The following is a 25,022-nucleotide window of genomic DNA, read 5'->3' as shown; positions in this document are numbered from 1 at the left end:
GGGCGCCGCGGCCGGGCACGTCCCACCCACCAGACAGGGAGACCAACGTGCGCATCGACCTCAACTCCGACCTCGGTGAGAGCTTCGGCCGCTGGGAACTGGGCGACGACGAAGCCCTGCTCTCCATCGTGACCAGCGCCAACGTCGCCTGCGGGTTCCACGCCGGAGACCCCGGCGTGCTCCGCCGCACCTGCGAGCAGGCCGTCGCCAATAAGGTCGTCATCGGAGCCCAGGTCGGCTACCGGGACCTGGCGGGGTTCGGCCGGCGCTTCATCGACATGGAACCCGCCGAGCTCACCGACGACGTCATCTACCAGATCGGCGCGCTCGACGCCTTCGCCCGCATCGCCGGCGACCGCGTCCGCTACGTCAAGCCGCACGGCGCCCTGTACAACGCCATCGTGCACCACGAGGAACAGGCCGCCGCCGTCGTCGAGGCCGTCCGCCTCTACGACCCGAGCCTCCCCGTCCTCGGCCTGCCCGGATCGGCCTGGCTGCGCCGCGCAGCCGAGGCCGGTCTGAGCACCGTCCACGAGGCGTTCGCCGACCGCGCCTACACCCCCCAGGGGACGCTCGTGTCCAGGCGCGAACCCGGCGCCGTCCTGCACGCCCCACAGGCCATCGCCGAACGGTGCCTGCGCATCGCCAAGGGCGAAGGGGTCGTCGCGACCGACGGCACCGTCGTTCCGCTGCGCGCCGACTCCATCTGCGTCCACGGCGACAGCCCCGGCGCGGTGCGCATCGCCCGCGCCGTCGCCGCCCACCTCGCCGAAGCCGGCGTCGAACTCGCCCCCTTCACCACGCGGTGAGCGAGTGGATCCGCGACATGGCGAAAACACCGACACCGAAGACGAGGAGGCGACCAAGTGCGCGTCCGCAGCTGTGGTGACTCCGCGATCCTCGTCGAGGTCGCCGACCTCGACGAGGTGATGGCCCTGCACGCGGCCCTCGCCGAGACACCGCCACCCGGCGTCGTCGAAACGGTTCCGGCCGCCCGCACCATCCTCCTGCGGCTGGCGGGCGGCACCGAGACCGCGGCGGTCACCGAGGCCCTGCGCGACCTGCGGCCGCAACGAGGCCGCCGCCCCGACCTGGGAGAGGTGCGCATCCCCGTCACCTACGACGGCGCCGACCTCGCCGACGTCGCCCGCCTCACCGGGCTGACCCGACGCGACGTCGTCGCCGCGCACACCGCCGCGACCTGGACCGTCACCTTCTGCGGCTTCGCGCCGGGATTCGGCTACCTCGTCGGCGACGACCCACGGCTGCACGTCCCACGCCGCAAGGAGTCGCGCACCCGCGTGCCGGCCGGCGCCGTGGCCCTGGCCGGGGAGTTCAGCGGCGTCTACCCGCGCAGCTCCCCCGGCGGCTGGCAGCTCATCGGACACACCGAGACGGTCGTGTGGGACCTGCAGCGCGACCCGCCGGGGCTGCTGCGCCCCGGGGTGCGCGTGCGGTTCACCGAGGAATGAACAGCGGCGCACCCCAGCACCGAACGACGACACGGACGGAGAAGACGGGGCGGATGCGAGCCCTCGAAGTACTGGACACCGGGATCCTCACCACCGTGCAGGACACCGGGCGGTTCGGCCACGCCTCGCTGGGCGTCGGAGCCTCGGGCGCCGCCGACCGTGACGCCTACGCCCTGGCCAACCGCCTCCTCGCCAACGACGACGGCGCCGCGGCGCTGGAGGTGACGTTCGGCGGGCTGCGCGCCCGCGCCCACGGCGATCTGACCGTCGCGGTCACCGGAGCCCCCTGCCCGGTCACGGTGGACGGACGCGGAGCCGCGCCCGACAGCGTGCTGTACCTGCCCGACGGGGCCGAGCTGCGGCTCGGACCACCCCGGACCGGGCTGCGCAGCTACGTCGCGGTACGCGGCGGCATCGACGTCGAGCCGGTCCTCGGCTCGCGTTCCACCGACATCCTCGCCGGCCTCGGCCCGCAGGTCCCCGGCCCCGGCACGCTGCTGCCCATCGGAGCGGCGCCGAGGGCCTTCCCCGTGGTGGACCTGGCCCCCACCGCACCCCTGCCGGAGACGGAGGTGGGCCTGCGCGTCGTGCCCGGGCCGCGCGACGACTGGTTCACGCCGGAGGCCGTCACCACGCTGCTCAGCAGCCCCTACGAGGTGACCGGACGCAGCGACCGGATCGGCGCCCGGCTGTCGGGACCGCCGCTGCGCCGCGCCCGCACCGGCGAACTGCCCAGCGAGGGCATTGTCGCGGGGGCGCTCCAGATCCCCCCGGACGGGGACCCCGTGCTGTTCCTCGCCGACCACCCGGTGACGGGGGGCTACCCCGTCATCGCGGTCGTGGTGTCGGCAGACCTGCCCCGTGCCGCCCAGGCCCGCCCGGGCACCCGACTGAGGTTCCACACGTGAACGCGGCACACGACCCCCGCACCCACGCCCCACCCCGTCCGGGGGCAGGCCACCCGACCAGCGGAACCGCGTGAACAACATCCTGCACCTGTCAAGTCCCCGCCGGCCAGCCCCCGGACGAATCTGTGGATAACCGAGGAGGACCCATGTCCCAGCTCATTCCGCCGACCTCTCCGACCCCGCCCGTCCCGCCCGAGGACCCCGCCCGGCTGTCCCCAGGGGAGGCCCGGGCCCTCTTCCGCGCCGGCCTGCGCGTGCCCACCTCGGGGTACGCCGCCGGATACGCCCAGGCCAACCTGATCGCGCTGCCCCGCGACCTCGCCTTCGACTTCCTCCTGTTCGCCCAGCGCAACCCCAAGTCGTGCCCCGTCCTGGACGTCACCGAACCGGGCGAGACCGCCGCGTCGATCTTCGCCGGTGACATACGCACCGACCTGCCCGCCTACCGGATCTACGTCAACGGCGAACAGGTCGAGGAGACCACCGACGCCACCGCGGCCTGGCGCGACGACCTCGTCGCCTTCCTCATCGGGTGCAGCTTCACCTTCGAGACGCCGATGCTGGAGGCCGGCATCCCCGTCCGCCACATCGAAACCGGCACCAACGTCGCGATGTACCGCACCAACCGCCAGTGCCGGCCCGCGGGACGACTGTCGGGACCGCTCGTCGTGTCGATGCGCCCCATCCCCGCCGCCCAGGTCGCCGACGCGGTCCGCGTCACCTCCCGCTACCCCGCCGTCCACGGCGCGCCGGTCCACATCGGCGACCCCGCCGCGCTCGGCATCGCCGACCTGGGCCGCCCCGACTTCGGTGACCCCGTCGAGATCCACCCCGGGGAGATCCCGGTCTTCTGGGCCTGCGGGGTCACCCCCCAGGCCGCCGTCATGGCCTCCGCGCCGGAGTTCGCCATCGGCCACGCACCCGGCCACATGGCCATCACCGACGTCCGCGACACCACCTACCAGGTCCCCTGAGGCACGCGGCCGGGGCGCCCGGGTCTCCCCGGCGGCCCGGCCCCACCACGCTCAACCGGTGAGCCGGTAGCGGACCAGCTCGCGCATCCCCGGCCGCCCCGTCCTCCCCGGCGAGAGCTCCTCCACCGCGCGGGTCGACACCGGGGAGTGCTCCCAGACCGCTTCGGAGCCGCGGCCGTCCAGCACCAGCGTCGCCAGGGCGTTGTCGTACCAGGGACCGGCCTCCAGCCGCCAGGCCAGGGCGGGGGCGCGCACCCCCGCCATCCGCGCCAGCAACCGGCACAGCAGGCCGGTCAGCGCGCGCACCGACACCCACATCATCCGGCGCATCATCGGCTGCAACCAGTTGCACGTCGGCGAGCACACCAACTGCGCGATCCGGGTGCCCGACGACGCGCCCTTACGCGGACGCGCCCCCGCGAGATAGGAGAAGTGGACGTCACCGCCGAGGAACAGCACGCTCGCCGGCGGCTCCCCCCGCCGCCCCGACGCGACGCTCAGCACCGACTCCTCCACCGCCCGGAACGAACGCTGGAAGGCCGGCCAGTGCTCCAGGTCCAGTTCCTGACGTAACCGCTCCGCGGGCCCGCGCAGACGCCGCCCCCACGCGCCCGCGCACACCGCCTCGTTCCACGCCTCCAGGTAGTGCACCCCCTCCGGCATCAGGAACGGCAGCGTGCTCGCCACCACCAGGTGGTCGACGTCACCGGTGAGCTGCGAGTCCAGCCAGACGGTTCCTTCGGGACCCAGGATGGAACGCCGGGAGTCGTCCTCGACCGAGCGCCCGCAACGGGTGTCCACCATGAGGACCCGGGTGCGCCCGATGTCGTGGCGGTAGCTCCAACGGTAGCTGTGCGGCTCCACGTGCGCGCGCCAGGCGAACCCGTCCAACGCCTCCGCCGCGTCCCCGCGGGACGCGCGCACCGCCGCGAACACCGGGTCGGCCGCGCGTTCCTCCGGGGAGAGGTTGCCCAGGTGCTGGTAGACCCAGTAGGCGCCCAGCCCGGAGGTGATCCTCGGTCGCCACCACGGGTTCTCCGCGATCTCGCGGCGCCACGTCCCCGAAGTGTTCCAGTCGTCACGGATGTCGTGGTCGTCGAACATCATCAGGGTCGGCACCGTCGACAGCAACCAGCGGACGTCGGGGTCCGACCAGGCCTGCCGGTACAGTTCGGCGTACTCGTCGTAGAAGACGACCTCATCGCGCGGGGGTTGGGACTGCGCCGCGTCGGCCTCCCGCGGGCCGCCCTCGCGCCGCCGCCGCAGGAACTCCACCATGGGCTGCTGGAGCTCGTCGGCGTAGACCTGGTCGCCGATCATCAGCAGGACGGTCGGTTCGGCCGGTCCGGCCTCGTCCCCCAGGTCGTCGGTGCGTTCCGCCTCGTGGCCCTCCATCGCCGCCCGCCGCCGATCGGCCAGCCGCAGCCCGTAGGCGCGGACCACGTCGACACCGTAGCGCAGCACCGCCGACGTCGAATGGTCGGTCGGGGTCCGGCACGACCCGAACAGGATGCGCACCGGAGTGTCCGGGGCGGGGGTGCACACCAGGCTCGGAGGGTGCGGTGAATCAGGCTCGGGCCAGACCCGGCCACCGTCCAACCGGACCTCGTAGGGGGTCGAGGAGCCCGGCGTGAGACCGGTCAGCTCGCAGATCGCGTAGTGGTGGCCGTGCACCGTGAAGGTGTCGGCCGTGGCCGACGTGTCGCCGGCGAGCACCGTCACGCGGCACGGGGCGTCGGTCTCCACCCAGATCGCCGCGGAGGTCGCGCTTACGTGGCGCAGCATGGGGCCGAGCCGCAGTCCAGCAGTCACAGGTCTCTCCCGCAGAGGGTCGGTGTGCGCGGGCCGGAGGGTGACGCCCGCACCCGTTGACGAGTATGTCGCCAATGCCCGCGCTGAGCGAAAACGCCGCGACCTCTCCCACCTCCCCTCCCCGAGAAGCGGCATGTCCCACCCCTCCGCGAGGTTGGAGAAGGCCCCGGCGTGGGTAACCGTCCGCCCATGCGGACAAAACTTATCGATCTGCGCACCGGCGGTGAGGAGAGCGTCACCGACATCACCCGCCAGTGCGCGGATTTCGTCGCCGAGGCCGGAGGGGACGGGCTGCTCAACGTCTTCGTCCCGCACGCGACCGCGGGCGTGGCGATCATGGAGCTCGGCTCCGGATCCGACGACGACCTGCTCGCCGCGCTGCGCGACCTCCTCCCCGCCGACGACCGGTGGCGCCACCGCCACGGCTCCCCCGGACACGGACGGTCCCACGTCATGCCGGCGATGATCGCTCCCTACGCGACGATTCCCGTGGTTTCGGGGGAACTCGCGCTTGGAACGTGGCAATCTGTGGCCATCGTGGACGTCAACGTGGACAATCCGCGCCGTCAGGTGCGGCTGTCGTTCTTGACGAGCCCTGCTGACGGGGCAGGATGGTAGAAGCAGGAGCACAAGGAGGCGACCGCGTTGACGGATACCGCCTCCAGCGTGTGAACTTAGCCAGCAACGGCGGGATCGACCCGGTGAAACGGGGCTTGTCGCGGCCGGGCCCGCAAGAACGCGGGCGACATTGAATGTGGAGGAGGACTTTCGTGAGCGCGACCGCGGGTCAGGCACAGAGCGAACGTGGCCTGGCCGATCGACTCGGGTTCAAACCGGGTCAGGTGGTGCAGGAAATCGGGTTCGACGACGACGTGGACGAGCAGCTGCGCGCGTCGATCGCCGAGCGGACCGGCAACGAGCTGGTCGACGAGGACTACGGTGACGTCATCGACGCCGTGCTGCTGTGGTGGCGCGACGACGAGGAGGACGACCTCGCCGACGTGTTGATGGACATGATCTCCACGATCGAGGACGGCGGCATCATCCTGGTGCTGACACCCAAGGCCGGACGCGAGGGACACGTCTCACCGAGCGACGTCGCCGAAGCCGCCTCGACCGCGGGGCTGTCGCAGACCAGCGCCATCAGCACCGGCCAGAACTGGTCGGGCACCCGCCTCGTTGCGAAGACACGTCACTGATTCGATCCTGCGTGCCCGGACGGTGCCGCCGCAGACACCTGCCCTAAGGTGATCTCGGACAGCGTGCCGCCCACCGCTCCGGTCGGGCGGCACGACGACCACCAGGCGCCGAGCACGCGGAGGACGAGGAAACGGATGTCGATCGAGGTCGGCCACAGGGCCCCGGATTTCGAACTCGCCGACCAGCACGGCCAGCCGGTCCGGCTCGCGGACTTCCAGGGGCGTAAGAACGTCCTCCTGGTGTTCTACCCTCTGGCCTTCTCCGGCGTGTGCGGTGGCGAACTCCGCGGGATCCGGGACAACATCGACGCGTTCCAAAACGACGAGGTCCAGCTGTTGACCGTCTCGGTCGACTCGATGTTCTCCCATCGGGTCTGGGCCGAGCAGGAGGACCTCGACTATCCACTGCTGTCGGACTTCTGGCCGCACGGCGCCGTCGCCACGGCGTACGGTGTCTTCGACGAGGACAAGGGCGTCGCCGTGCGTGCCACGTTCCTGATCGACAAAGAGGGCGTCGTCCGCTGGAAGGTCGTCAACCCGATCTCCGAGGCGCGCGACCCCGAACAGTACCGCAAGGCGCTCGCCGAGCTGAGCTGATCCCGAAGGAGACCCATGCCCTGCTTCCTGTGCGGGGCGAGGCAGAGCGACCCGACCCGTGGCGTGTCCCCGTGGAAGCGCGGCGTGCGCCACGAACGTCAAGTCCTCGTCTGCCCGGACTGTCAACTCGTCCACGACTGGAAGGCCGACCTCGACCGGTGCGGACGGTGCCGTTCCACCTTCCTGTCGTCGCGCCTCGGCGAGATCGAGTGCCACAGCTGTGGCGAGGTCCGCCCCCAGACCAGGCCGGCCCTCGACCCCGCGCGCCCCGACGCGGCCCTGACCAACGAGGTCGAGCAGGCCCTCTCCAGGGCCCTGAGCGGGCTGTCGCGCCTGTCGGCTCCACGTGCGCGCGGATAGCCCGGAACCGGTACTATCTTCACAGCCGTCCGTCTCCGAACACGGACGACGGCCCGTTCGCCCAGGGCGTGTAGCTCAGTTGGTCAGAGCCCCCGCCTTACAAGCGGGTGGTCGGAGGTTCGAGTCCTCTCGCGCCCACATCTCCAAGAACAGCGAGAACGCCCTCGGTCTGTCTTCGCAGGCCGGGGGCGTTCTCGTGCGCTGGCGGCCCTCTGTGGTGGAGCGGGGATCCGGGTGATGAACCGGGCGCCCGCAGAACGCTGGAACGCGCAGAGGACCCGCTTCCACCGGATCCCGAGGACCCAGGTCTCTCATCCCCTGTTCGGCCGGACACACCTGGCGCGCTGGAAAGGGGACGGGTCCGGCTCGTCCCCGGCATCGGTGAAGCCGTCGACGGTCTCACCAGCGCTCTCACGGGATACGGGGCGCCGCCCTCGCTCGCGCGGGGCCCCCTTCGAGCGGATCCCACCCTCACCGACCGCGGCGATGTCGTAGAGGCCCAGGTTCACGTGGAACACGACGCGGAGCCGACCGGGCGGACCGACTCGAAGGCGGCCGTCCTCTCCACCTCTTCGGCGCGGTGGCCGGTCAGGCGGGACGCCGGGCCACCACCCGGTCGAAGAAGCCCAGGACGAGACGGTCGTGGCGTTCCACGGCGAACCCCCGTTCCACGGCCACCTCCACCGGGCGCCGTCGTGGCGGTCGGCCCCGCCGCGCCGCGCGGCGCCGTTCGAACAGGCGCAACGGCATCCGCGCGTATTCGACGTGGTCCAGCAGCAGGAGCGCGCCACCAGGCCGCAGCACCCGGTACATCTCGTCGACGGCGGTCGCCTGATCGGGGATCTCGCACAACGCCAGCGTGCACACGACGCTGTCGAAGGAGGCGTCGGGGAACGGGAGCCGCCGGGCGTCGCCCTCGCGCAGGTCGACACGGCGTCCCGCCCCGGCCGCGGCCCGGGCCGCCCGGGCCAGCATCCCGGGGCTCAGGTCCAGCCCCGTCACCTGCACGCCGTCGGGGTAGCGGTCCAGGTTGCGGCCCGTCCCCACGGCGATCTCAAGGGTGCGCCCCCGAGCCAGGCCGCACAGCAGCCCCCTGCTGTCGCCGAGGAGCCGGCGTTCCAGCCCCGCGCCCCGGTCGTAACCGGCCGCCATGCGGTCCCATCGCCGCCGAACGCGCTCGGTCTGGTCGTCTCGTTCGGACCTGATCTGTTCCACGGGGGCCTCGTTCCCTGTCGGGTTGACTCGGGAACCAGTCTGGAAGTTAATGTCGACATGAAGTCAACCCCGGCGGAGATGAGCATCGGCGAACTCGCCGAACGGTTCGGTCTGGCCCCGCACGTGCTGCGTCACTGGGAGTCGGTCGGGCTGCTGCGGCCGGATCGGCGGTCCAACGGCCGCCGTTGTTACGGCCCCGACCACGTGGCCCGCGTCGTCCTGATCCAGCGGGGGAAGGAGGCGGGGCTTCGCCTGGAGCAGATACGCGCGCTCTTCGACGCCTCGGGCGGTCCGGACCGCCGCGCGCTGCTCGCCGGGCACCTGGAGGGGATCGACGCCAGGATCGCCCGGCTGCGCGTGGCGCGCCACATCGTCGAGCACACGATGTCGTGTCCCGCGCCGGACTTCCTGACCTGCCCACGGCTGCGGGAACTGCTCGACGGGCTCGTCGCGTCGGGTGCGCCGACCTCGTGCGCGTCCTCCCTCCCGGCAGGGGCGGACACGGTGGTCGGCACCTGCGGCGCGGCGGGCCCGTCCGCTCCGCTTTGAGGGCCGGCGCCCCCGTCCACGGCCGGGTCCGGGCAGCGGGCCGCAACAGGGAACGACGGGGTGCGGGGGAGGGACGGGTCAGGAGGGTTTGCGCGCCTCGATGAGGACGCGCGACGAGTGCGCGACGAAGGAGCCCTCGTCGCGGATCCGCTCGTGGAGTTCGCGCAGCCGGTCCAGGTACCGGTCGACGGTGAAGTCGGGGACCGTCCAGATCACCTTGCGCAGGAAGTAGACGACCGCCCCGATGTCGAAGAACTCCACGCGCAGCCTCTGCCGCCGCAGATCGACGACGCGCAGCCCCGCGGCCCGGGCGTCCCGCAGGGCGTCGTCGGGGTGGCGCCGGCGCCACACCTCCTCGCTCTGCGGCCCGAGGAAGTGCTCGATCAGTTCGAACACGTTGCCCGGGCCGATCTGCTGGGAGAAGTAGGTGCCGCCCGGTCGCAGGACGCGGGCGATCTCCTCCCACCACACGGTCACCGGGTGCCGGCTGACGACGAGGTCGAACACCTCGTCGGCGAAGGGCAGCGGCGGCTCGTCGGAGTCGGCGACGACCGCCACGCCCAGTGGGCGCAGCAGGGCGGAGGCCCTGGCCAGATTGGGGGGCCAGGACTCGGTGGCGACGGTCAGCCTCGGAAGCCGGGGAACGCCGGCCAGGACCTCGCCGCCGCCGGTCTGGATGTCCAGTGCGGCCTCGGCCCCGGCCATGCGTTCGCCCATGGCGCGGGCGTAGCCCCACGAGGGGCGTTCCTCGGTGGCCCGGCCCTCGAGCCAGGAGAAGTCCCAGCCGTCCACGGGGGCGGCACAGGCCTCGGTCAGGAGCTCCTCGAAAGTGCGGGTCATGGTGGCGATGGTGGCATGGGGGACGGCGCGGCGGCCAGCGAATTCGGTGGGCTGTGGACATCCGGCCAGGGCGCCGGGAGACCCGTGGCGCCGGGATGGCCGTCCCGTTGCCGTCGTGGTGCGGGGAGCGCGCCGGAGCCGGAGAGCCGGACCCGGCTGTAAACCGGGGGCCTCGTGTTCAGGGGGTTCGAATCCCTCCGCTCCCACCCGGCCCCGGCCGGCACCGGGGCCGTTTCCTTTTTCTCTCCGGGGCCTCTCCGGGCGGGCCGGCGCGCCGGTGTCGGGAAGGCCGGCGGGGAGTGCTGACGCGCGGCCCTCGCCACCGTGGTCGGGCGCGGCGGAGCGTCGCTCTCCGTCGCCCACCGCCCGGCGTGCGGTGCTCCGTGGATGTCGCGGTGACGGGAAGCGGGGGTGAAAAGCGGATTCCTGCCGTTCTGTGGTGCTATGTGATCTACACCGTAAAGGAGGTGGGGAAATATTTCCCATCTTCGGAACGGCCGGTATTCGCCGGCAGAAAGCAGGGATGTGGAAAACGCTCGGAATGAGGAGAACCCTCACCTAGCATACGGAGGGTGAGCGAACGCTCACGTAATCGGAACCCTCGAGCTCAGGAGCCGCCATGAGCGACACCGGCCCCAAGGCGTGTCCCTACCCCTTCGGCGAGGCCGACCGCCTCCGCCTCGATCCGCGTTACGCCGAGGCCCGGTCCCGGCAGCCGCTGCTCCGCATCCGCATGCCCTACGGCGACGAGGGGTGGCTGGTCACCCGCTACGAGGACGTCAGGACCGTGCTGGCCGACCCCCGGTTCAGCCGGGCCCTGGCCGCGCGCAGCGACGAGCCGCGCACCCGCCCGGTCGGCTCCGACGACAGCGGCATCCTCGGCATGGACCCGCCCGACCACACCCGGCTGCGCCGGCTCGTGTCCCGGGCGTTCACCGTGCGCCGCGTCGAGCGGCTGCGCCCCCGCATGGCCGAGATCGCCGAGGGGCTCGCCGAGGAGATGCTGGAGCAGGGACCGCCCGTCGACCTGGTCGAGGCGTTCGCGCTGCCGTTGCCGGTCACCGTCATCTGCGAGCTGCTCGGCGTCCCCTACGCCGACCGCGAGCGCTTCCGGCGCTGGAGCGAGGCCTTCCTCTCCACCACCGCGCTGAGCGCCGAGGAGATCGACCGCTCCTTCGCCGAGATATACGACTACATGCACGGGCTGGTCGAGCTGCGGCGCACCCACCCCGCCGACGACCTGATCACCGGGCTCGTCGAGGCGGGGGACGCCCAGGACCGGCTCGGCGAGGAGGAGATGGTCAAGCTGGCCATCGGCCTGCTCGTCGCCGGCCACGAGACCACCGCCTCACAGATCCCCAACTTCGTCTACACGCTCCTGACCCGTCCGGGGGCGTGGGAGCGGCTGGCGGACGACCCCGGGCTGGTGCCCTCGGCCGTCGAGGAGCTGATGCGCCACATCCCGCTGGGAGCGTCCTCGGCGTTCCCCCGCTACGCCCTGGAGGACGTCGAACTGAGCGGGGGCGTGGTGCGCGCGGGCCAGCCGGTGGTCGTCTCGCTGGCGGCGGCCAACCGCGACCCCGAGATCTTCGACGATCCCGAGGAGCTCGTGCTGGAGCGCGGGTCCAACCCCCATATCGGGTTCGGGCACGGTCCGCACCACTGCCTGGGCGCGCAACTGGCCCGGGCGGAGTTGCAGGTGGGGCTGCGGACGCTGCTCGCCCGTTTCCCGGATCTGCGTTTCGCGGTGCCGGAGCCGGAGCTGTCCTGGAAGAGCGGGATGCTGGTCCGCGGCCTCAGGGCGATGCCGGTCACCTGGTAGGTTCCGCGTTCCCGCGGGCGGGTCCGTGGTGGAGGGGCGTCCGCGCCCGCCCGCCCCTCGTTCCGTGGTGCCGTCGAAAGGGCGCGTGTCCGGCGCCGGGGCCGATCCCTCGGGGGCCGCGCCCCGTGTGTCGGCGCGTCCGGACCTTCCGGGTGGCGGTCCCTGGGGCGCTCCCTCCCAGTGCCACCGCGGCGGCGGCCCCGTTCCCGGCGACCCGGTTTCCCACATGGCGCCCGCCCGTGGGTGTGGCCGCGGAAGGCGCCCGCCGAGGCCGCGGTCGAGGCTCTGGAGTCTCGCTCCGGGTCGGCCGTTCAGGGGTGAGGCGAACAGGAGGAGCGCCGCCGGGCGCCGGGAAGGCGGCCCGTCCCCCAGGAGCCGCCCCTGCGCGGCGGTGAGGCCCGATCACGGGCCGCCGGCGAAGGCCGGTCGCGAACGTAAAGGTCTAGTCGCCTCAGGTGATCGTTTCCAAAGGTCGAGGGGTGTTTTCGGTCACGTTTGGGGCAGAGGATGGCTGCTTTTCGGAACCGGCTGTCGAGGGGCGCCGGGGGCCATGGCCGGGGCGGCGGCGTCACCTCGCCGCGTTGCCCAGCCATAGCGGAAACCCGTTCTCGACCTGCGGAAACAAGGAGGTCGGGGAGGGGGTATGGGAGCGGTACCGCACCTCCCCGAAGAGCGATTTACGGCCACACCCAATCATGCTTTTCGGGTCGACGAGAGAGGGGCTGGTGTGTGAATCCATGTGAAAACCACTGGTCTACGCCAACTGGCCTTACCAAGGCTCCGTCGTTCATGATGCGGTCCTGACCCAGACCTAAGGAGTTACCGTGTCCGACCTGGCCCTCGATGCCGACCCCGCTCCGACCGACCACCGTGAGTTGATTGACTGGGTACGCGAGGTAGCCGACCTGACCCAGCCGGATCGGATCGTCTGGTGTGACGGTTCGGAGGCCGAGTGGAAGCGGCTGACCGACGAGTTGGTCGACGCGGGCACCCTCATCCGCCTCAACCCCGAGCTGCGGCCGGACAGCTTCTACTGCCGTTCCGACCCCAGCGACGTCGCGCGGGTGGAGGACCGGACGTTCATCTGCTCGGAGAAGGAGGAGGACGCCGGCCCGACCAACAATTGGGTCGCCCCCGCCGAGATGCGCTCGACGCTCGGCGAGATCTTCGCCGGCTGCATGCGCGGCCGCACCATGTACGTCGTCCCGTTCTGCATGGGGCCGCTGGGCGGCGAGATCTCCCAGCTCGGTGTCGAGATCACCGACTCCGCCTACGTCGCGGTGTCCATGCGGATCATGACCCGCATGGGCGAGCCCGCGCTGCGCCTGATCGAGGAGCGCGGCTCCTTCGTCAAGGCCGTCCACTCCGTCGGCGCCCCGCTGGAGCCCGGCCAGGCCGACGTGCCGTGGCCGTGCAACTCCACCAAGTACATCACCCACTTCCCCGAGTCCCGCGAGATCTGGTCCTACGGTTCCGGCTACGGCGGCAACGCCCTGCTGGGCAAGAAGTGCTACGCGCTGCGCATCGCCTCGGTGATGGCCCGCGACGAGGGCTGGCTGGCCGAGCACATGCTCGTCATCAAGGTCACCCCTCCGCAGGGCGAGCCCCGCTACGTCGCCGCGGCCTTCCCCAGCGCCTGTGGCAAGACCAACCTGGCGATGCTCCAGCCCACCGTCCCCGGCTGGAAGGTCGAGACGATCGGCGACGACATCGCCTGGATGCGCTTCGGCGAGGACGGCCGCCTCTACGCCATCAACCCCGAGGCCGGTTTCTTCGGCGTCGCCCCGGGCACCGGCGAGTCCACCAACGCCAACGCGATGAAGACGCTGTGGGGCCACAGCATCTTCACCAACGTCGCGCTCACCGACGACGGCGACGTGTGGTGGGAGGGCATGACCGAGGAGCCGCCCGCGCACCTGACCGACTGGAGGGGACGCGACTGGACGCCCGGCTCCGCCGAACCCGCCGCCCACCCCAACGCCCGCTTCACCACGCCGGCCGGCCAGGCGCCCACGATGGCGCCCGAGTGGGAGGACCCGGCCGGGGTGCCGATCTCGGCGATCCTGTTCGGTGGCCGCCGCGCCACCGCCGTCCCGCTGGTCACCGAGTCCTTCGACTGGCGTCACGGGGTGTTCCTCGGCGCCAACGTCGCCTCGGAGAAGACCGCGGCGGCCGAGGGAACGGTCGGCGAGCTGCGCCGCGACCCCTTCGCGATGCTGCCGTTCTGCGGCTACAACATGGGCGACTACTTCGGGCACTGGCTGAAGATCGGGGCGGCGACCGACCCCGCCAAGCTGCCGCGGCTGTACTACGTCAACTGGTTCCGCAAGGACGACCAGGGCCGCTTCGTGTGGCCGGGCTTCGGTGAGAACAGCCGTGTCCTGAAGTGGATCGTCGAGCGCATCGACGGCCGCGCCGAGGCCGTCGAGAGCCCCATCGGCAACCTTCCGGCCCCCGGCTCGCTCGACACCGACGGCCTGGACCTCGACGAGGCCGACCTGGACCTGCTGCTGACGGTCGACCGCGACATCTGGCGCCAGGAGGCGGCCCTGATCCCCGAGTTCTTCAAGACCTTCGGCGACCACCTCCCCGAAGGGCTGTGGGAGGAGTACGAGGCGCTGCGCGCCCGGCTGGAGGAGTAGCGGCCGCGGTGGGGCGCGGGGGCCGGTCCAGCCCCCGCGCCTCGCGCGTTCTGGGCGCCGTTCCCGGCGGGCCTGCTCAGAGATCCTGACCGACGAGACGAACGAGACGAAGGGGAGCGCCGTCCCCTTCGGGGAGCATGCTCACGCCTACTTCGCGGGATCGCGGTGGAGTGGGTGTTGACCGGAAACGGGTCCTGTCACACGTCCCGTGCCTGGCGCGATGCTTTAGCCGGGCTCGGTAATCGGCACAAGCGCACCCGCCCCAGACCAGCGGCGAGGTGGCGCGCTTCAACCGGATCCTGGTCGAGGAGCGGGCCGACGACCGCCTCTGCACCTCACAGGCCGAACGGCGGGAGGTGTTCCCGGGACGCTTGCATCACCGCGACCACCACCGGTTCCACACCGCACTCGGCGGCCCTCCCGCCTCCCGCGCAACCTCTCAGGTCAGTACGTCTAGGTCACCGGCCGCTCGGCCGGGGTGGTGGGACGCGCCGGCGGCGGGGCGCCGTCGCGCAGCGCGCGCAGGGTCGCGACGTCGGCGGAGTGGGGCCCGGCCGGCCCGGGGGTCTCCACGACGACGGGAACCCCCGCGCTCACCGGGTGGACGAACAGCTCGCCGAACGGTTCGGCCCCGATGTGGCCGGCTCCGATGTTCTCGTGCCGGTCCCGGTTGCTGCCGCACGGCGCCTTGGAGTCGTTGGCGTGGATCAGGTCGAGCCGGTCCGTGCCGGCGACCCGGGCGAAGCGGTCCAGCATCGCGGCCATGCCCGCGCGGGTGGAGATGTCGTGCCCGGCCGCGAAGACGTGCGCGGTGTCCAGGCACACCCCCGCCTTGGGGTGGCGGTCCAGCGCGTCGAGGTAGGGGCCGAGGTCGTCGACGGTCGCGCACAGTACCCGTCCCTGCCCGGCCATGGGTTCCAGCAGGACCCGGGGCGCCTCAGGGGCGAGGCCCTCCAGGATCGGCAGCAGGCGCGCGCGCATCCGCGCCAGTCCCTCCTCGCGGCCGTCCCGGACCGCCGATCCGGTGTGCACGACCACGCCGCGCGCCCCGATGTCGCCGCCACGGCGCAGCGCGTGGTCCAGGGTCGCCACGGACTTCGCCGCCACGGCGGGGTCGGGGGAGCCGAGGTTCACCAGGTAGGGGGCGTGGACGAAGACGGGAAGGTCGTGGCGCCGGCGCAGCAGGGCGTCCTCGGAGGCGACGCCCGGCGAGGTCGCCCAGCCGCGCGGGTTGGTGACGAAGACCTGGACGGCTTCGGCGCCGATCTCGGCGGCGTAGGCGAGGCCACGGGTGGCCAGACCGCCGGAGACCGGGACGTGGGCTCCGATGGGGGAGGGGGACGGGTTTCTCATCTCGGCGAACAAGCCTAGGACGTCGCAGGCGGGGGCGCGCACCGGCGCGGTGGGCCCCGTTCCGGCCGGAGCGGTCCGGCCGTGGCGGGGATAGCATCGTCGGTAGGGCGATCCCCGCCCCCCGACACGGGCGCAAACGCCGTCCCGCCACAAGGAGTGGGCCATGACGATGACACGACGTTCCACCCCGGGCCCGCGTACCACGATGCTCGCCGCGGTGGCGGGCGGCGGTGCGGGGGTGCTGGCCGGTCTCCTCGCCTATGGGGTGGTCCTCGCGGTCTCCGCTCTCTTCCCCACCCCCGACGCCAACATCGGCCTGGGGATGGCCGCCCTGCTCATCCAGATCGTGGGGACCGCCGTGGCGACGTGGGGCGCGCTGCGGCTGCTGGGCGTCCCGGGGGCCGGGGTGGCCGCCGGGACGGTGGCGCTGGCCGGCGTCGTGGCGCCGTTCACCGGCCTGTACGACCCCGCGCCCCCGATGGGGATGGTGGTGTGGGCCCTCGGCGCGGCCCTGTTCGCCGCCGTGGGGGTGCAGCTCGCCGCTCTCCTGCGGCGGGGACGCGGCTGAGCGCTCCGGGAAGGCCCAGGGCGGTGGCCGGCCGCGACGACGGCGCCCCGGATGGCATTCCACGTCAGCGGCCGTAGGCGGTCGGTGAGCGTAGGACGGGCCGCCTGGTCGTCGTGCCGGATCGCGGCGGTCGGTGCGAGGATGTGCCGCATGAGGCGGGCGATCACGCCCCCTGGTGTGGGCGCGGTCCGAGGTCGAGGTGGCCCGTGAAGGTCTCGTCGACCGGCTCGACGACCTGTCGCGCTGGTTCGGGCAGCGCGGCGCCGGGCCATTCCGGCTCGCTGTCGCGGGCCGGCTTCGGCAGCCGGATGTCCCGTTCGGCGAGCCGCTCTCGAAGGGGTGACCGAAGTGGTCCTTGTCGCCGACCGGCGGCTGTCCAGGGCGGGCGGAAGTCAGGCCCAATCGGGCGGCGAGCACGTCCAGCGGGGTTTTTCGTCCGTCGGCCGTGGCGCCGGTCAGGGCGAACGCGGCGGGCGTGCCCTGGAGGGGGCGCCCCGGGGGCGGCCGCACGCCCCAGAGGGAAGTGGCCGTGACCGGTGCAGGACCTGCTACTCGGCCCATCCGTCAGGGCGGAGCGTTCGACGGTCTGGCGGGAGCCGCCGCGTTCCACCGGGGTGGAGTCCACGATCCACTCGTCATCGCCGCCTATCGAGGTGTCGCCGGCCGGGGAATCCGCCGCGGCAGCGCGGCGGCCCTGCGCAGGCGCCTGTCGCAGCCGGAGTGCCGGGACGGGGACGGGAAGAGGCGCCGCGGGTGACCGCGGGCCTGGCGGAGCCGCCCGGCCTCGGAGGCGAAGCCGAGCACGGCCCGCGTCGCCGCCAGGTGACGAGTCCGGCGTCGGCGGGCTGCGGGGCGATTCCGAGGGGCGGACGCCATGGCGCCGGACGCGGGGACGCTTTCAGCGGATCGTCGCCCCTCACAGGGAGGGTTGTCGCGAGGGTGCCCGGGTTGTCCGTCGCGCAACGGTCGTGGCTACCCTCGTCCCCGTCTCCGCCGGCTCTCCTCGACCTTGGTCTCCGGCGGGTCCTGTCCCGCCATCGCCGTACAGAAAGGACCGCGTCATGTCCGGCGAGCGCCTCATGCGCATCCACAGCACCGAGTTCCGGGCCATGGCCGAGAGGGTCGTCCAGGTCACCGAACTCACCTCCCGCCTGAACGTTCTGCCTTTCGCGGACGAAGCGGGCAAGGCGGAACTGTTCCAGCAGATCCTCGGCAGGCCACTGCCGTCGAGAGTCACGATCTATCCGCCCTTCTACACGGACCATGGCCTGAACCTCGAGCTCGCCGAGAACGTCTTCATCAACCAGAACTGCACGTTCCTGGACTATGCCGGCATCCGGCTCGGCGAGCGCGTGATGATCGGACCGAAGGTCACGTTCATCACCAGCGGCCACCCGGTCGATCCCGGGGAGCGGCGGCTGTACCTCACCGGCGCGCCCATCGACGTGGCGGAGAACGTGTGGATCGGTGCCGGTGCCACGATCCTGCCCGGCGTCAGCATCGGCCGCGACGCCGTGGTCGCCGCCGGCGCGATCGTGGCCGATGACGTTCCGCCGGCAAGCCTGGTGACCGGCGGTAAGGCGACCGTGCGGCGAACGTGGTGACGAACTCTTCGGGACGACGCCGGCTCCGGCTGCGGGCAGCAGCACATCGGAGGCCCGGAGTCCTCTTCCCCCGGAGCAACCGGCTTCAGAAGGTGGAGGAGACCCTCCGCGGGCTCCCCTCCACCTTGGAGGCGCCCGTCTAGTCGTCGCCCCGGTCGTCCCCGCGGGTCATCGCGTCCACGCACACCGCGACGCACAGGACCAGGACGGGGTCGCCGCCGGCGTCGGTCCGGAAGGTGTTGACGTCCACGGCGTAGGTGTCACGCAGCCGGAACCAGCGGCGTGACACCTGGGCGACGGGGCCCGCGGCGTCGCCGATCGCGTACTCCTTGCCGAGCAGGTCCCCGGTGACCTCCCAGGCGCCGCCCTCGGCGAGTTCCACGACGAGCCGGTCGCGGAAGGGACTGAACAGCTTCTTGCGGACCGTCGCGACGGTGTGGCCGTCGCGTTCGACGCGCATGGTGTCGCGCACCGCCAGCGCCTTGGCGCGGATCACCGCGACCTGGGCGCCCTCGGCGTCCTTCAGCACGAAGGTCGTGCGCAGGCGCAGCGCCTTGCCGTCGACCAGGAAGATCCGCCGGCCCTCCTCGTCCTCGATCCAGTAGTCGTCTCCGATGTCGAAGAGGCGTTCGCGCACCAGGAACTTCATCTGTGCCTCTCCTCGGTCCGCCCGTCGCTACCCCTACGACGCTAGGGGACGGGCGCCGCGAAGGCCAGGCCCACCCGTGCCCGGATCAACCGCCGACGCTCGCCAGCGACTGGATGCCGACGGTCCCCTCCTCGCCGAGCGCGCGCAGCAGTGCCAGGACCGCCCGGTTGAGGGGGACGGGCAGGTCGTGTCGTTCGGCGGCGCGCACGAGCGCCCCGGTGATCAGGTCGTGCTCCACCGCGCGTCCGGCCAACCGGTCGTAGAGCATGGAGGTGCCGCTGTGCGGGTGCATGGCGCTGTACAGGTCCAGGGTCTGGTCCACGTCGGCCATCACCAGGCGCGCCCCCTCGGCGCGGCCGACCGTCACCGCCTCGGTGAGCAGTCCCCGGGCGAGCTCGCGCAGTTCCGGTTGCTGGAGGACGCCGATGCGGCGCAGTGTCAGCGCGGTCAGCGGGTTCGCCGCCAGGTTCGTCATCAGCTTGCGCCAGGCCGCGGTGGTGAAGTCGGGCTCCCGGACCACCTCCAGGTGCGAACCGGACAGCAGGTCGGCCAGGTCCTCCCCGGAGGGGCCCGCGGGCACGACCAGGCGGCGCCCCCAACGGTGGGTGACGTGCTCCCGGGAGAGCCGCTCGGCCGCGATGTAGACGAGGGCGGGAAGAAGGGTGCCCATCGCCAGCATGGGGGCGATCCGCTCGTGGTGGTCCACACCGTTTTGGAGCGCCACCACGCGGGTCGAGGGACCGGCCAGCCGCCGGATCCAGTGCAGGGTGTGGGGGGTGTCGTGGGCCTTGGTGGCCAGGAACAGCCAGTCCACCGGTGCGCTGACCTCGCTGGGGCGGGTGGCCGTGGGCGCCTGGAACCTCCGCCGCAGCCCGTCCCGTTCCACCGTCAGCGCCCCCAGGGGGCGGCGCACGCACAGGGTGACCTGGTGGCCGCTGGAGTACAGGGCCTCCGCCACGATCGCTCCGATCGCGCCGGCTCCGACCACGGCCGTTCGCCGGGGTCGCTCCAGCGTCCCGGGGTCCGTGGCGCTCCTCGGTTCCGTCATCGCGCCCTCCACGAGTGCTCGGGCCGGCGGGTCTCGCCGGCCACGCCCCGATGGTGGGCCGGTCGTGTTGCGCGCCCGTCACCGCTCGTGGACAGCGGCGTTAACTCCCGGGCGGCGCGGTTTCGTCACGCTGGGTCGCGGTGTCGCCGGCTCGGCTGGGTGGCCGGGCGGGGAAGGCGTTACCCTGCCGTCCGTGACTACTGCGCCTGCATCCTTGACCTTGCACGACGTCATCGCGGCGTTCGAATCGATCTATGACCCGGCCTGGGCCGCCTCGTGGGACGCGGTGGGGCTGGTCTGCGGAGATCCGGCGCAGGAGGTGAGCCGGATCATGTTCGCCGTCGATCCGGTCGCCGCGGTCGTGGAGGAGGCCGTCGCCTGGAACGCGGACCTCCTGATCACCCACCACCCGTTGTTGCTGCGCGGCGTGCACGGTGTGCCCGCGACCACGCCCAAGGGGCGCCTGGTCCACCGGCTCATCTCCTCGGGGACCGCCCTGTACACGGCGCACACCAACGCCGATGTCGCGGATCCGGGTGTCTCCGACGCGCTGGCCGCCGCTGTCGGTCTCTCCGGCCCCCTGCGCCCCCTGGACCCCGACCCCACCGATCCCGCGGGCCGGCGTGGAATCGGGCGTGTCGGGGAACTGGCCCGGCCGGTGCCGCTGCGCCTGTTCGCCCGGCAGGCCGCGGCGGGCCTGCCGGCCACCGCCACGGGGGTGCGGGTCTGTGGTGATCTCGACCGGCCGGTGCGCACGGTCGCCGTCTCCGGTGGCGCCGGCGACTCGCTGTTGGGCGCGGCCCGCGCGGCGGGGGCCGACGTCTTCCTCACCTCCGACCTGCGCCACCACCCGGCCTCGGAGTTCGCCGAGGAGGGGGGCGTGGCGCTGGTGGAGGTCGCGCACTGGGCGGGGGAGTGGCCCTGGCTGGCCGATGGGGCGGCTCGTCTGACGCGCGCGCTGGGCGGGGAAGCGACTAACGTGGAGACCCGCGTGTCCGCGCTCGTCACCGACGCCTGGACCGAGGTGATCGGCGCCCCCGGTCGTTCCTGATCCCATCCGGCCCAGGCAGCCCACCCCACTCCGCGCGCACACGACGCGCGGTACACGAAGGAACCGAGGACACAAGTGAAAGCCGAACCCTCCGACCAGAAGCGCCTGCTCGACCTGCAGGAGATCGACACCGAGCTGGACCGCCTGGCCCACCGCGCCCGCAACATCCCCGAGGTGGCCGAGATCCGGCGCCTGGACGGTGAACTGGACGAGTTGCGCAACGCCCTGGCCGCGGCGGAGACCGCGCTGGGCGACCTGGACCGCGAGCAGCGCAAGGCCGAGGCCGACGTCGACCAGGTCCGTGTCCGTGCCGAACGCGACACCGAGCGGCTCAACGCGGGAAGGGTCGGTTCCCCCAAGGAACTGGAGCGGTTGCAGTCGGAGATCGCCTCCCTCCAACGCCGTCAGGGCGAGCTGGAGGAGATCGTCTTGGACGTGATGGAGCGCCGCGAGACCGCCCAGGCGCGCGTCGTGGAGCTGCGCGGCCGTCTGGAGGCCCTGACCGAGGAGCGCACCGCCGCGGAGGAGCGTCGTTTCATGGCGGCGAGCGGCATCAGGGACGAGGAGGCCGCCACGGCCGAGCGGCGTGCCCGGGTCGCCGCCGAGATCCCCGACGACCTCCTCGCGCTCTACACCCGGCTGCGCGAACAGCACAACGGCGTCGGCGCGGCGGCGTTGCGCTACGGGCGCTGCGAGGGGTGCAAGCTCGCCCTGAGCACCGCCGAGCTCAACGAGATCCGGGCGGCGCTCTCCGACGAGGTGCTGCGGTGCGAGGAGTGCCGCCGCATCCTCGTCCGTACGACGGACTCCGGGCTGTGACCGCGCCGGAAACCGGGCGGGAGGAGCCGCGGTGAGCCGTCGTGTCGTCGTCGAGGCCGACGGGGGGTCCCGGGGCAATCCCGGGCCGGCGGGGTTCGGCGCGCTGGTCCGGGACGCCGGCACCGGCGAGCTGCTCGCGGAGGTGGCCGAGTCGATCGGTGTGGCGACCAACAATGTGGCCGAGTACCGGGGGCTCATCGCGGGCCTGGAGGCCGCGGCGCGGATCGCCCCCGACGCCCAGGTCGAGGTCCGCATGGACTCCAAGCTCGTCGTGGAGCAGATGTCGGGCCGGTGGCGGATCAAGCACCCCGACATGCAGCCGCTGGCGCGGCGGGCCAGGGACGTGGCGGCCGGGTTCGGCGGGGTCCGCTACACCTGGGTGCCGCGGGCCGAGAACGGGCACGCCGACCGGCTGGCCAACGAGGCGATGGACGCGGCGGCGAAGGGACGGCCGATCCACCGTGAGGCCGCCGCGGAGCGTCCGCGGCAACTGACCCTTTCGGAGGAGCCGGGGGAACGTGCCGCCGAACAGGCGGGCGCGCCTTCCGCCGTCCCCGGGTGGGCCGCCCCCGATATGAGGCCCACGCGCCTGCTCCTGCTGCGCCATGGGCAGACCCCCTTGTCGGTCGACCGCCGCTTCGCCGGGGTCGGCGATGTCGAGCTCACCGCCGAGGGGCATGAGCAGGCCCGTGCCGCGGCTCGCAGGCTGGCCGGGCGTGGCATCGACGTCGTCGTCACCTCGCCGCTGCGGCGCAGCCGTGACACCGCCGCCCACGTCGTCGAGGAGACGGCGGTGCCGGTGGAGGTGGAGGACGGTTTCCGCGAGGTCGACTTCGGCGAATGGGAGGGGTTGACGTTCGCGGAGGCCCGGGAACGCTTCCCCGAGGAGGTCACGCGCTGGCTGGCCGACCCCGAGATCGCTCCGCCCGGCGGGGAGTCCTTCGCCGCGGCGGCGCGCAGGGTCGCCGCGGCCCGCGACCGTCTGCTGGCCCGCCACGCCGGGCGCACGGTGCTCGTCGTCAGCCATGTCACGCCCATCAAGGTGCTGCTCCAGCAGGCGATGCTCGCTCCCCCGCAGGCGTTGTACCGGATGCACCTGGACGTCGCCTGCCTGTCGGAGGTCCACTGCTTCGCCGACGGTCCGATGGTGGTCCGCTCGTTCAACGACACGGCGCACCTGGAACGGGGCGTGCCCGCGGGCTGAGGGGCGGGGCGCGCCACCGGGCGCGTACAATTCCAGGACGGGGAGAGCCGGCCAGACGGTCGCGGCTCCGTTTCGGCGGGGTCGAGGAAAGTCCGGACTCCACAGGGCAGGGTGGTCGGTAACACCGACCCGGGGTGACCCGCGGGACAGTGCCACAGAAAACAGACCGCCACCGCTCGCGGTGGTAAGGGTGAAACGGTGGTGTAAGAGACCACCAGCGGCCGGAGTGATCCGGTCGGCTAGGTAAACCCCACCCGGAGCAAGGTCAAAAAGGGAGCCCCTGGGCTCCCGCGCGGATGTTCGAGGGCGGCCCGCCCGAGTCCGCGGGTAGACCGCACCGAGGCCACCGGCAACGGGGGTCCCAGATGGATGGCCGTCCGGTCCGGCGGACCGACAGAATCCGGCTTACCGGCCGACTCTCCCCCTCGCCTCCCCGTCCGGGGGGCCGGCCTGGGGACGGTGTTCACCGTCCCCGTCGCACATGTCCTCCTCTGCCGTCTTTCCGCGCCGTCGTGATCGTGTGCGCGTACCGCGACTCTGCCATTACGTGTAGTTATGTCACTTTCGCCGGATTTTGAGGAGCGATGACCGCGGCGCTGTTCGGAATTGGCGAGGTCGCGACAAAACTTGTGAAGAGCTCCGGGGCCTCTGCCGTCGGTGAAGACGCGGGCGACGGGAGACCCCTCGTAAGGAGCTGTCCTGGCAGATCGTCAGGTCACATCCTCACGGAGGACGGCGATTCGTATGAACAACACCCTGCGCCGAGTCGCGTTCGCGACCATTCTGGTCCCTTCCCTGGCTTTGGGAGGCTCGGCTGTCGCGTCGGCCAGCGCCCCCAGCGCCGAATCCACCTCGTCTTCGGCGAGCTCCAGCAGCGTGCAGACACGCCATGACGATCGCGATCGCGCCAAACCGTACGGCCACGGCCACAAGAAGTGCCACTACAAGAAGCACGGCAAGTACCGCGGATACCACTGTCACTGGTACCGCCCCGGTCACGGCTGGTTCGGCCCCGGCTTCGGTCACGGCTGGTTCGGCCCGGGATTCGGTCACGGTTGGTACGGCCATGGCCACGACTACGACTACGGCTACGGTCACGGTCACGGCAAGGGCCACGGCGACTACGGACACGGACACGGACACGGCAAGGGGAAGGACCACGACAAGGACTGATGGTCCGATGAGTGAGGCGGAACGGCACCGGGACCCGGGCGAGGGCCCATTCGCCCCCTCCCGTCCCCTACGGTGACACGCCTCTCCTCCGTACCGCGGCCCCGTCGCGTCCCCGCGTAAGGGAACCGGCGGGGCCGCCGCGTGTCCGCCTCCAGGGGGCGCGCCGGCGCACCCCGGGGCGCCGGGGCCGTCGGGAGAGCGGGCTCCGCTTCCCGCCGGCTCCGGGGCCGGGCGCCGCCGGCACAGGTGGGCGAGGCCGTGGGCCCGAAACCCCGAGCGGCGAGGTCCCGGCCGACGAAGGCGGTCGGCCGCGCCCCGCTGGGGCCCCGGTGGACGGTGGTACGCGGAGCGAGGCCGCGCACCACCTCGCGGTCTCCCCGGGAGAGGATCGGTCAGGTGCAGGGAACCCCCGCGCCGGTCGGGCCGCTTTGATCAGGGACTCGTCCGGCTCGGTGGGGAGCGCGGTCGTCCGTCGTCGGGAACCTCTCCGGTGACGGGTCGCGCGACCTCGCGGCCCGGTTCGTCCAGGCCGAGGTGGCGGGGCGCATGCACCTCCCCGGCCGCGCCCCTCGAAGGAACACGGGAAGGGGCACGCGCTCCGCGCTGGGCGGGGAGCGGCCGGCGCGCCTGCGCCTGCCCGGAGTCCTCCCGGGCAGGGGATCACGCTCGGGACCCCTGTAGGCGGGGCGGTGGCGAGAGGGGAACCCCTCCCGGGGCCGGTGCTGTGGGGAACGGGGAAAGAAAGCGGTTTTCCCGTTAAATCCTTTGTGTTAGCCGAAAAGCGAATTTCGCAGGCGATGGGTTGGTATTTCTGTTTGTTGTGGCGGTCGGCTTACGCCTGATCGTCAGCGGCCGGTACGGTGGACCCGGTGCGGCACCCGTCACACACGCGGGAAGGCCGTTAGATTGGGAGAAGGCGCCCCGTCCTGGTCCCCACGGCCGGAGGCGTCGCCGTCGTCGTCACAACTAGGTGGTCGGTGGTCATGAGCTCGTTGACCTGGGTGCTGTTGTTCGGGGTGCCCCTCGTCGCGATCGTCGTGATCATCGGGTTCGCGCGTTACCAGGCGTCCCCGGTGCTCAACGACGAACGAGAGAAGCCGCAAGACGACGATCCCGAACAGAACGAGACGAGCTGACCCCAGGGTCCCCGCCGGCGCGGCCCG

Annotated in this window: 24 protein-coding genes, 2 tRNA genes and 1 other RNA gene; 21 read left to right on the top strand and 6 right to left on the bottom strand. The window is 72.2% G+C overall.

Annotated features, from left to right (window positions below):
* The first annotated feature begins 47 nt into the window (after positions 1-47).
* The 4 genes from ACYVHU_RS17790 (at position 48) to ACYVHU_RS17775 (ending at position 3,354) form a co-directional block, all read left to right on the top strand.
* Complete coding sequence (locus ACYVHU_RS17790) at positions 48-809, top strand: LamB/YcsF family protein (RefSeq protein WP_078762449.1); 762 nt, start codon at positions 48-50, stop codon at positions 807-809.
* Between the two features lie 57 nt (positions 810-866).
* Positions 867-1,472, top strand: a complete 606-nt coding sequence (locus ACYVHU_RS17785; protein ID WP_498949049.1) for a 5-oxoprolinase subunit B family protein — start codon at positions 867-869, stop codon at positions 1,470-1,472.
* A gap of 53 nt (positions 1,473-1,525) precedes the next feature.
* On the top strand, positions 1,526-2,380 hold the full coding sequence (locus tag ACYVHU_RS17780; protein ID WP_432939711.1) for a 5-oxoprolinase subunit C family protein: 855 nt from the start codon (positions 1,526-1,528) through the stop codon (positions 2,378-2,380).
* Between the two features lie 146 nt (positions 2,381-2,526).
* Positions 2,527-3,354 carry a putative hydro-lyase gene (locus ACYVHU_RS17775; RefSeq protein WP_078762452.1) on the top strand — a complete coding sequence of 276 codons (828 nt, stop codon included), beginning with the start codon at positions 2,527-2,529 and terminating at the stop codon, positions 3,352-3,354.
* 51 nt (positions 3,355-3,405) lie between these two features.
* On the opposite strand, the gene ACYVHU_RS17770 is transcribed toward ACYVHU_RS17775, so the two are convergent.
* Positions 3,406-5,166 carry an alkaline phosphatase D family protein gene (locus ACYVHU_RS17770; protein ID WP_144390151.1) on the bottom strand — a complete coding sequence of 587 codons (1,761 nt, stop codon included), beginning with the start codon at positions 5,164-5,166 and terminating at the stop codon, positions 3,406-3,408.
* Positions 5,167-5,355: 189 nt separating this feature from the next.
* Between ACYVHU_RS17770 and ACYVHU_RS17765 the strand changes: the two genes are divergently transcribed.
* The 5 genes from ACYVHU_RS17765 (at position 5,356) to ACYVHU_RS17745 (ending at position 7,460) form a co-directional block, all read left to right on the top strand.
* Positions 5,356-5,784 carry a secondary thiamine-phosphate synthase enzyme YjbQ gene (locus ACYVHU_RS17765; protein ID WP_078762454.1) on the top strand — a complete coding sequence of 143 codons (429 nt, stop codon included), beginning with the start codon at positions 5,356-5,358 and terminating at the stop codon, positions 5,782-5,784.
* A gap of 152 nt (positions 5,785-5,936) precedes the next feature.
* Positions 5,937-6,365 (top strand): DUF3052 domain-containing protein, encoded by a 429-nt coding sequence (locus ACYVHU_RS17760; protein WP_078762455.1) that lies wholly within the window; start codon positions 5,937-5,939, stop codon positions 6,363-6,365.
* A gap of 135 nt (positions 6,366-6,500) precedes the next feature.
* Complete coding sequence (locus tag ACYVHU_RS17755) at positions 6,501-6,962, top strand: peroxiredoxin (protein WP_078762456.1); 462 nt, start codon at positions 6,501-6,503, stop codon at positions 6,960-6,962.
* 15 nt (positions 6,963-6,977) lie between these two features.
* Positions 6,978-7,322 carry a hypothetical protein gene (locus tag ACYVHU_RS17750; protein WP_432939719.1) on the top strand — a complete coding sequence of 115 codons (345 nt, stop codon included), beginning with the start codon at positions 6,978-6,980 and terminating at the stop codon, positions 7,320-7,322.
* Positions 7,323-7,386: 64 nt separating this feature from the next.
* Positions 7,387-7,460, top strand: a tRNA-Val gene (locus ACYVHU_RS17745).
* Positions 7,461-7,910: 450 nt separating this feature from the next.
* Here the strand turns inward: ACYVHU_RS17745 and ACYVHU_RS17740 are convergent.
* Positions 7,911-8,474 (bottom strand): class I SAM-dependent methyltransferase, encoded by a 564-nt coding sequence (locus ACYVHU_RS17740; RefSeq protein WP_078762591.1) that lies wholly within the window; start codon positions 8,472-8,474, stop codon positions 7,911-7,913.
* Positions 8,475-8,594: 120 nt separating this feature from the next.
* Here ACYVHU_RS17740 and ACYVHU_RS17735 point away from each other — a divergent pair, with 120 nt between their 5' ends.
* A complete protein-coding gene (locus ACYVHU_RS17735; protein ID WP_498949045.1) occupies positions 8,595-9,086 on the top strand; it encodes a helix-turn-helix domain-containing protein in 492 nt (163 codons plus the stop codon).
* 78 nt (positions 9,087-9,164) lie between these two features.
* Here the strand turns inward: ACYVHU_RS17735 and ACYVHU_RS17730 are convergent, their stop codons facing one another.
* Entirely contained in the window at positions 9,165-9,926 is a 762-nt protein-coding gene (locus ACYVHU_RS17730) for a class I SAM-dependent methyltransferase (RefSeq protein WP_432939725.1), read from the bottom strand.
* A gap of 123 nt (positions 9,927-10,049) precedes the next feature.
* Here ACYVHU_RS17730 and ACYVHU_RS17725 point away from each other — a divergent pair.
* The 3 genes from ACYVHU_RS17725 (at position 10,050) to ACYVHU_RS17715 (ending at position 14,390) form a co-directional block, all read left to right on the top strand.
* A tRNA-Tyr gene (locus ACYVHU_RS17725) sits at positions 10,050-10,132 on the top strand.
* Between the two features lie 413 nt (positions 10,133-10,545).
* Positions 10,546-11,748 (top strand): cytochrome P450 family protein, encoded by a 1,203-nt coding sequence (locus tag ACYVHU_RS17720; RefSeq protein ID WP_498949044.1) that lies wholly within the window; start codon positions 10,546-10,548, stop codon positions 11,746-11,748.
* Between the two features lie 824 nt (positions 11,749-12,572).
* On the top strand, positions 12,573-14,390 hold the full coding sequence (locus ACYVHU_RS17715) for a phosphoenolpyruvate carboxykinase (GTP) (RefSeq protein ID WP_432939731.1): 1,818 nt from the start codon (positions 12,573-12,575) through the stop codon (positions 14,388-14,390).
* Between the two features lie 453 nt (positions 14,391-14,843).
* Here the strand turns inward: ACYVHU_RS17715 and ACYVHU_RS17710 are convergent, their stop codons facing one another.
* Complete coding sequence (locus tag ACYVHU_RS17710) at positions 14,844-15,743, bottom strand: deoxyribonuclease IV (protein ID WP_498949043.1); 900 nt, start codon at positions 15,741-15,743, stop codon at positions 14,844-14,846.
* A gap of 163 nt (positions 15,744-15,906) precedes the next feature.
* Between ACYVHU_RS17710 and ACYVHU_RS17705 the strand changes: the two genes are divergently transcribed.
* Together ACYVHU_RS17705 and ACYVHU_RS17700 are read left to right on the top strand one after the other, a co-directional pair.
* Positions 15,907-16,311: a hypothetical protein gene (locus ACYVHU_RS17705; RefSeq protein WP_432939737.1), complete on the top strand. Its 405-nt coding sequence runs from the start codon at positions 15,907-15,909 to the stop codon at positions 16,309-16,311.
* Between the two features lie 1,061 nt (positions 16,312-17,372).
* Positions 17,373-17,915: a DapH/DapD/GlmU-related protein gene (locus ACYVHU_RS17700; protein WP_078762480.1), complete on the top strand. Its 543-nt coding sequence runs from the start codon at positions 17,373-17,375 to the stop codon at positions 17,913-17,915.
* 139 nt (positions 17,916-18,054) lie between these two features.
* Here the strand turns inward: ACYVHU_RS17700 and ACYVHU_RS17695 are convergent, their stop codons facing one another.
* Positions 18,055-18,564, bottom strand: a complete 510-nt coding sequence (locus ACYVHU_RS17695) for an LURP-one-related/scramblase family protein (protein ID WP_078762481.1) — start codon at positions 18,562-18,564, stop codon at positions 18,055-18,057.
* Between the two features lie 85 nt (positions 18,565-18,649).
* Positions 18,650-19,612: a 2-dehydropantoate 2-reductase gene (locus ACYVHU_RS17690; RefSeq protein WP_078762482.1), complete on the bottom strand. Its 963-nt coding sequence runs from the start codon at positions 19,610-19,612 to the stop codon at positions 18,650-18,652.
* A gap of 214 nt (positions 19,613-19,826) precedes the next feature.
* On the opposite strand from ACYVHU_RS17690, the gene ACYVHU_RS17685 reads away from it, so the two are divergent.
* The 6 genes from ACYVHU_RS17685 (at position 19,827) to ACYVHU_RS17660 (ending at position 24,995) form a co-directional block, all read left to right on the top strand.
* Positions 19,827-20,663, top strand: a complete 837-nt coding sequence (locus tag ACYVHU_RS17685; RefSeq protein ID WP_078762483.1) for a Nif3-like dinuclear metal center hexameric protein — start codon at positions 19,827-19,829, stop codon at positions 20,661-20,663.
* Positions 20,664-20,738: 75 nt separating this feature from the next.
* A complete protein-coding gene (locus tag ACYVHU_RS17680) occupies positions 20,739-21,482 on the top strand; it encodes a zinc ribbon domain-containing protein (RefSeq protein WP_078762484.1) in 744 nt (247 codons plus the stop codon).
* A gap of 31 nt (positions 21,483-21,513) precedes the next feature.
* Entirely contained in the window at positions 21,514-22,686 is a 1,173-nt protein-coding gene (locus ACYVHU_RS17675) for a bifunctional RNase H/acid phosphatase (RefSeq protein ID WP_432939748.1), read from the top strand.
* Between the two features lie 43 nt (positions 22,687-22,729).
* Positions 22,730-23,110, top strand: an RNA gene (gene rnpB / locus ACYVHU_RS17670) — RNase P RNA component class A.
* A gap of 320 nt (positions 23,111-23,430) precedes the next feature.
* On the top strand, positions 23,431-23,859 hold the full coding sequence (locus ACYVHU_RS17665) for a hypothetical protein (RefSeq protein WP_498949042.1): 429 nt from the start codon (positions 23,431-23,433) through the stop codon (positions 23,857-23,859).
* A 983-nt stretch (positions 23,860-24,842) separates the two neighbouring features.
* Positions 24,843-24,995, top strand: coding sequence for a hypothetical protein (locus ACYVHU_RS17660; RefSeq protein WP_200813675.1), 153 nt, complete (start codon positions 24,843-24,845; stop codon positions 24,993-24,995).
* Positions 24,996-25,022: the final 27 nt, after the last annotated feature.

Source organism: Marinactinospora endophytica (assembly GCF_054780875.1).
Note: the sequence above shows the minus strand (reverse complement) of the source record. Positions and strands in the feature narration are given on the sequence as shown.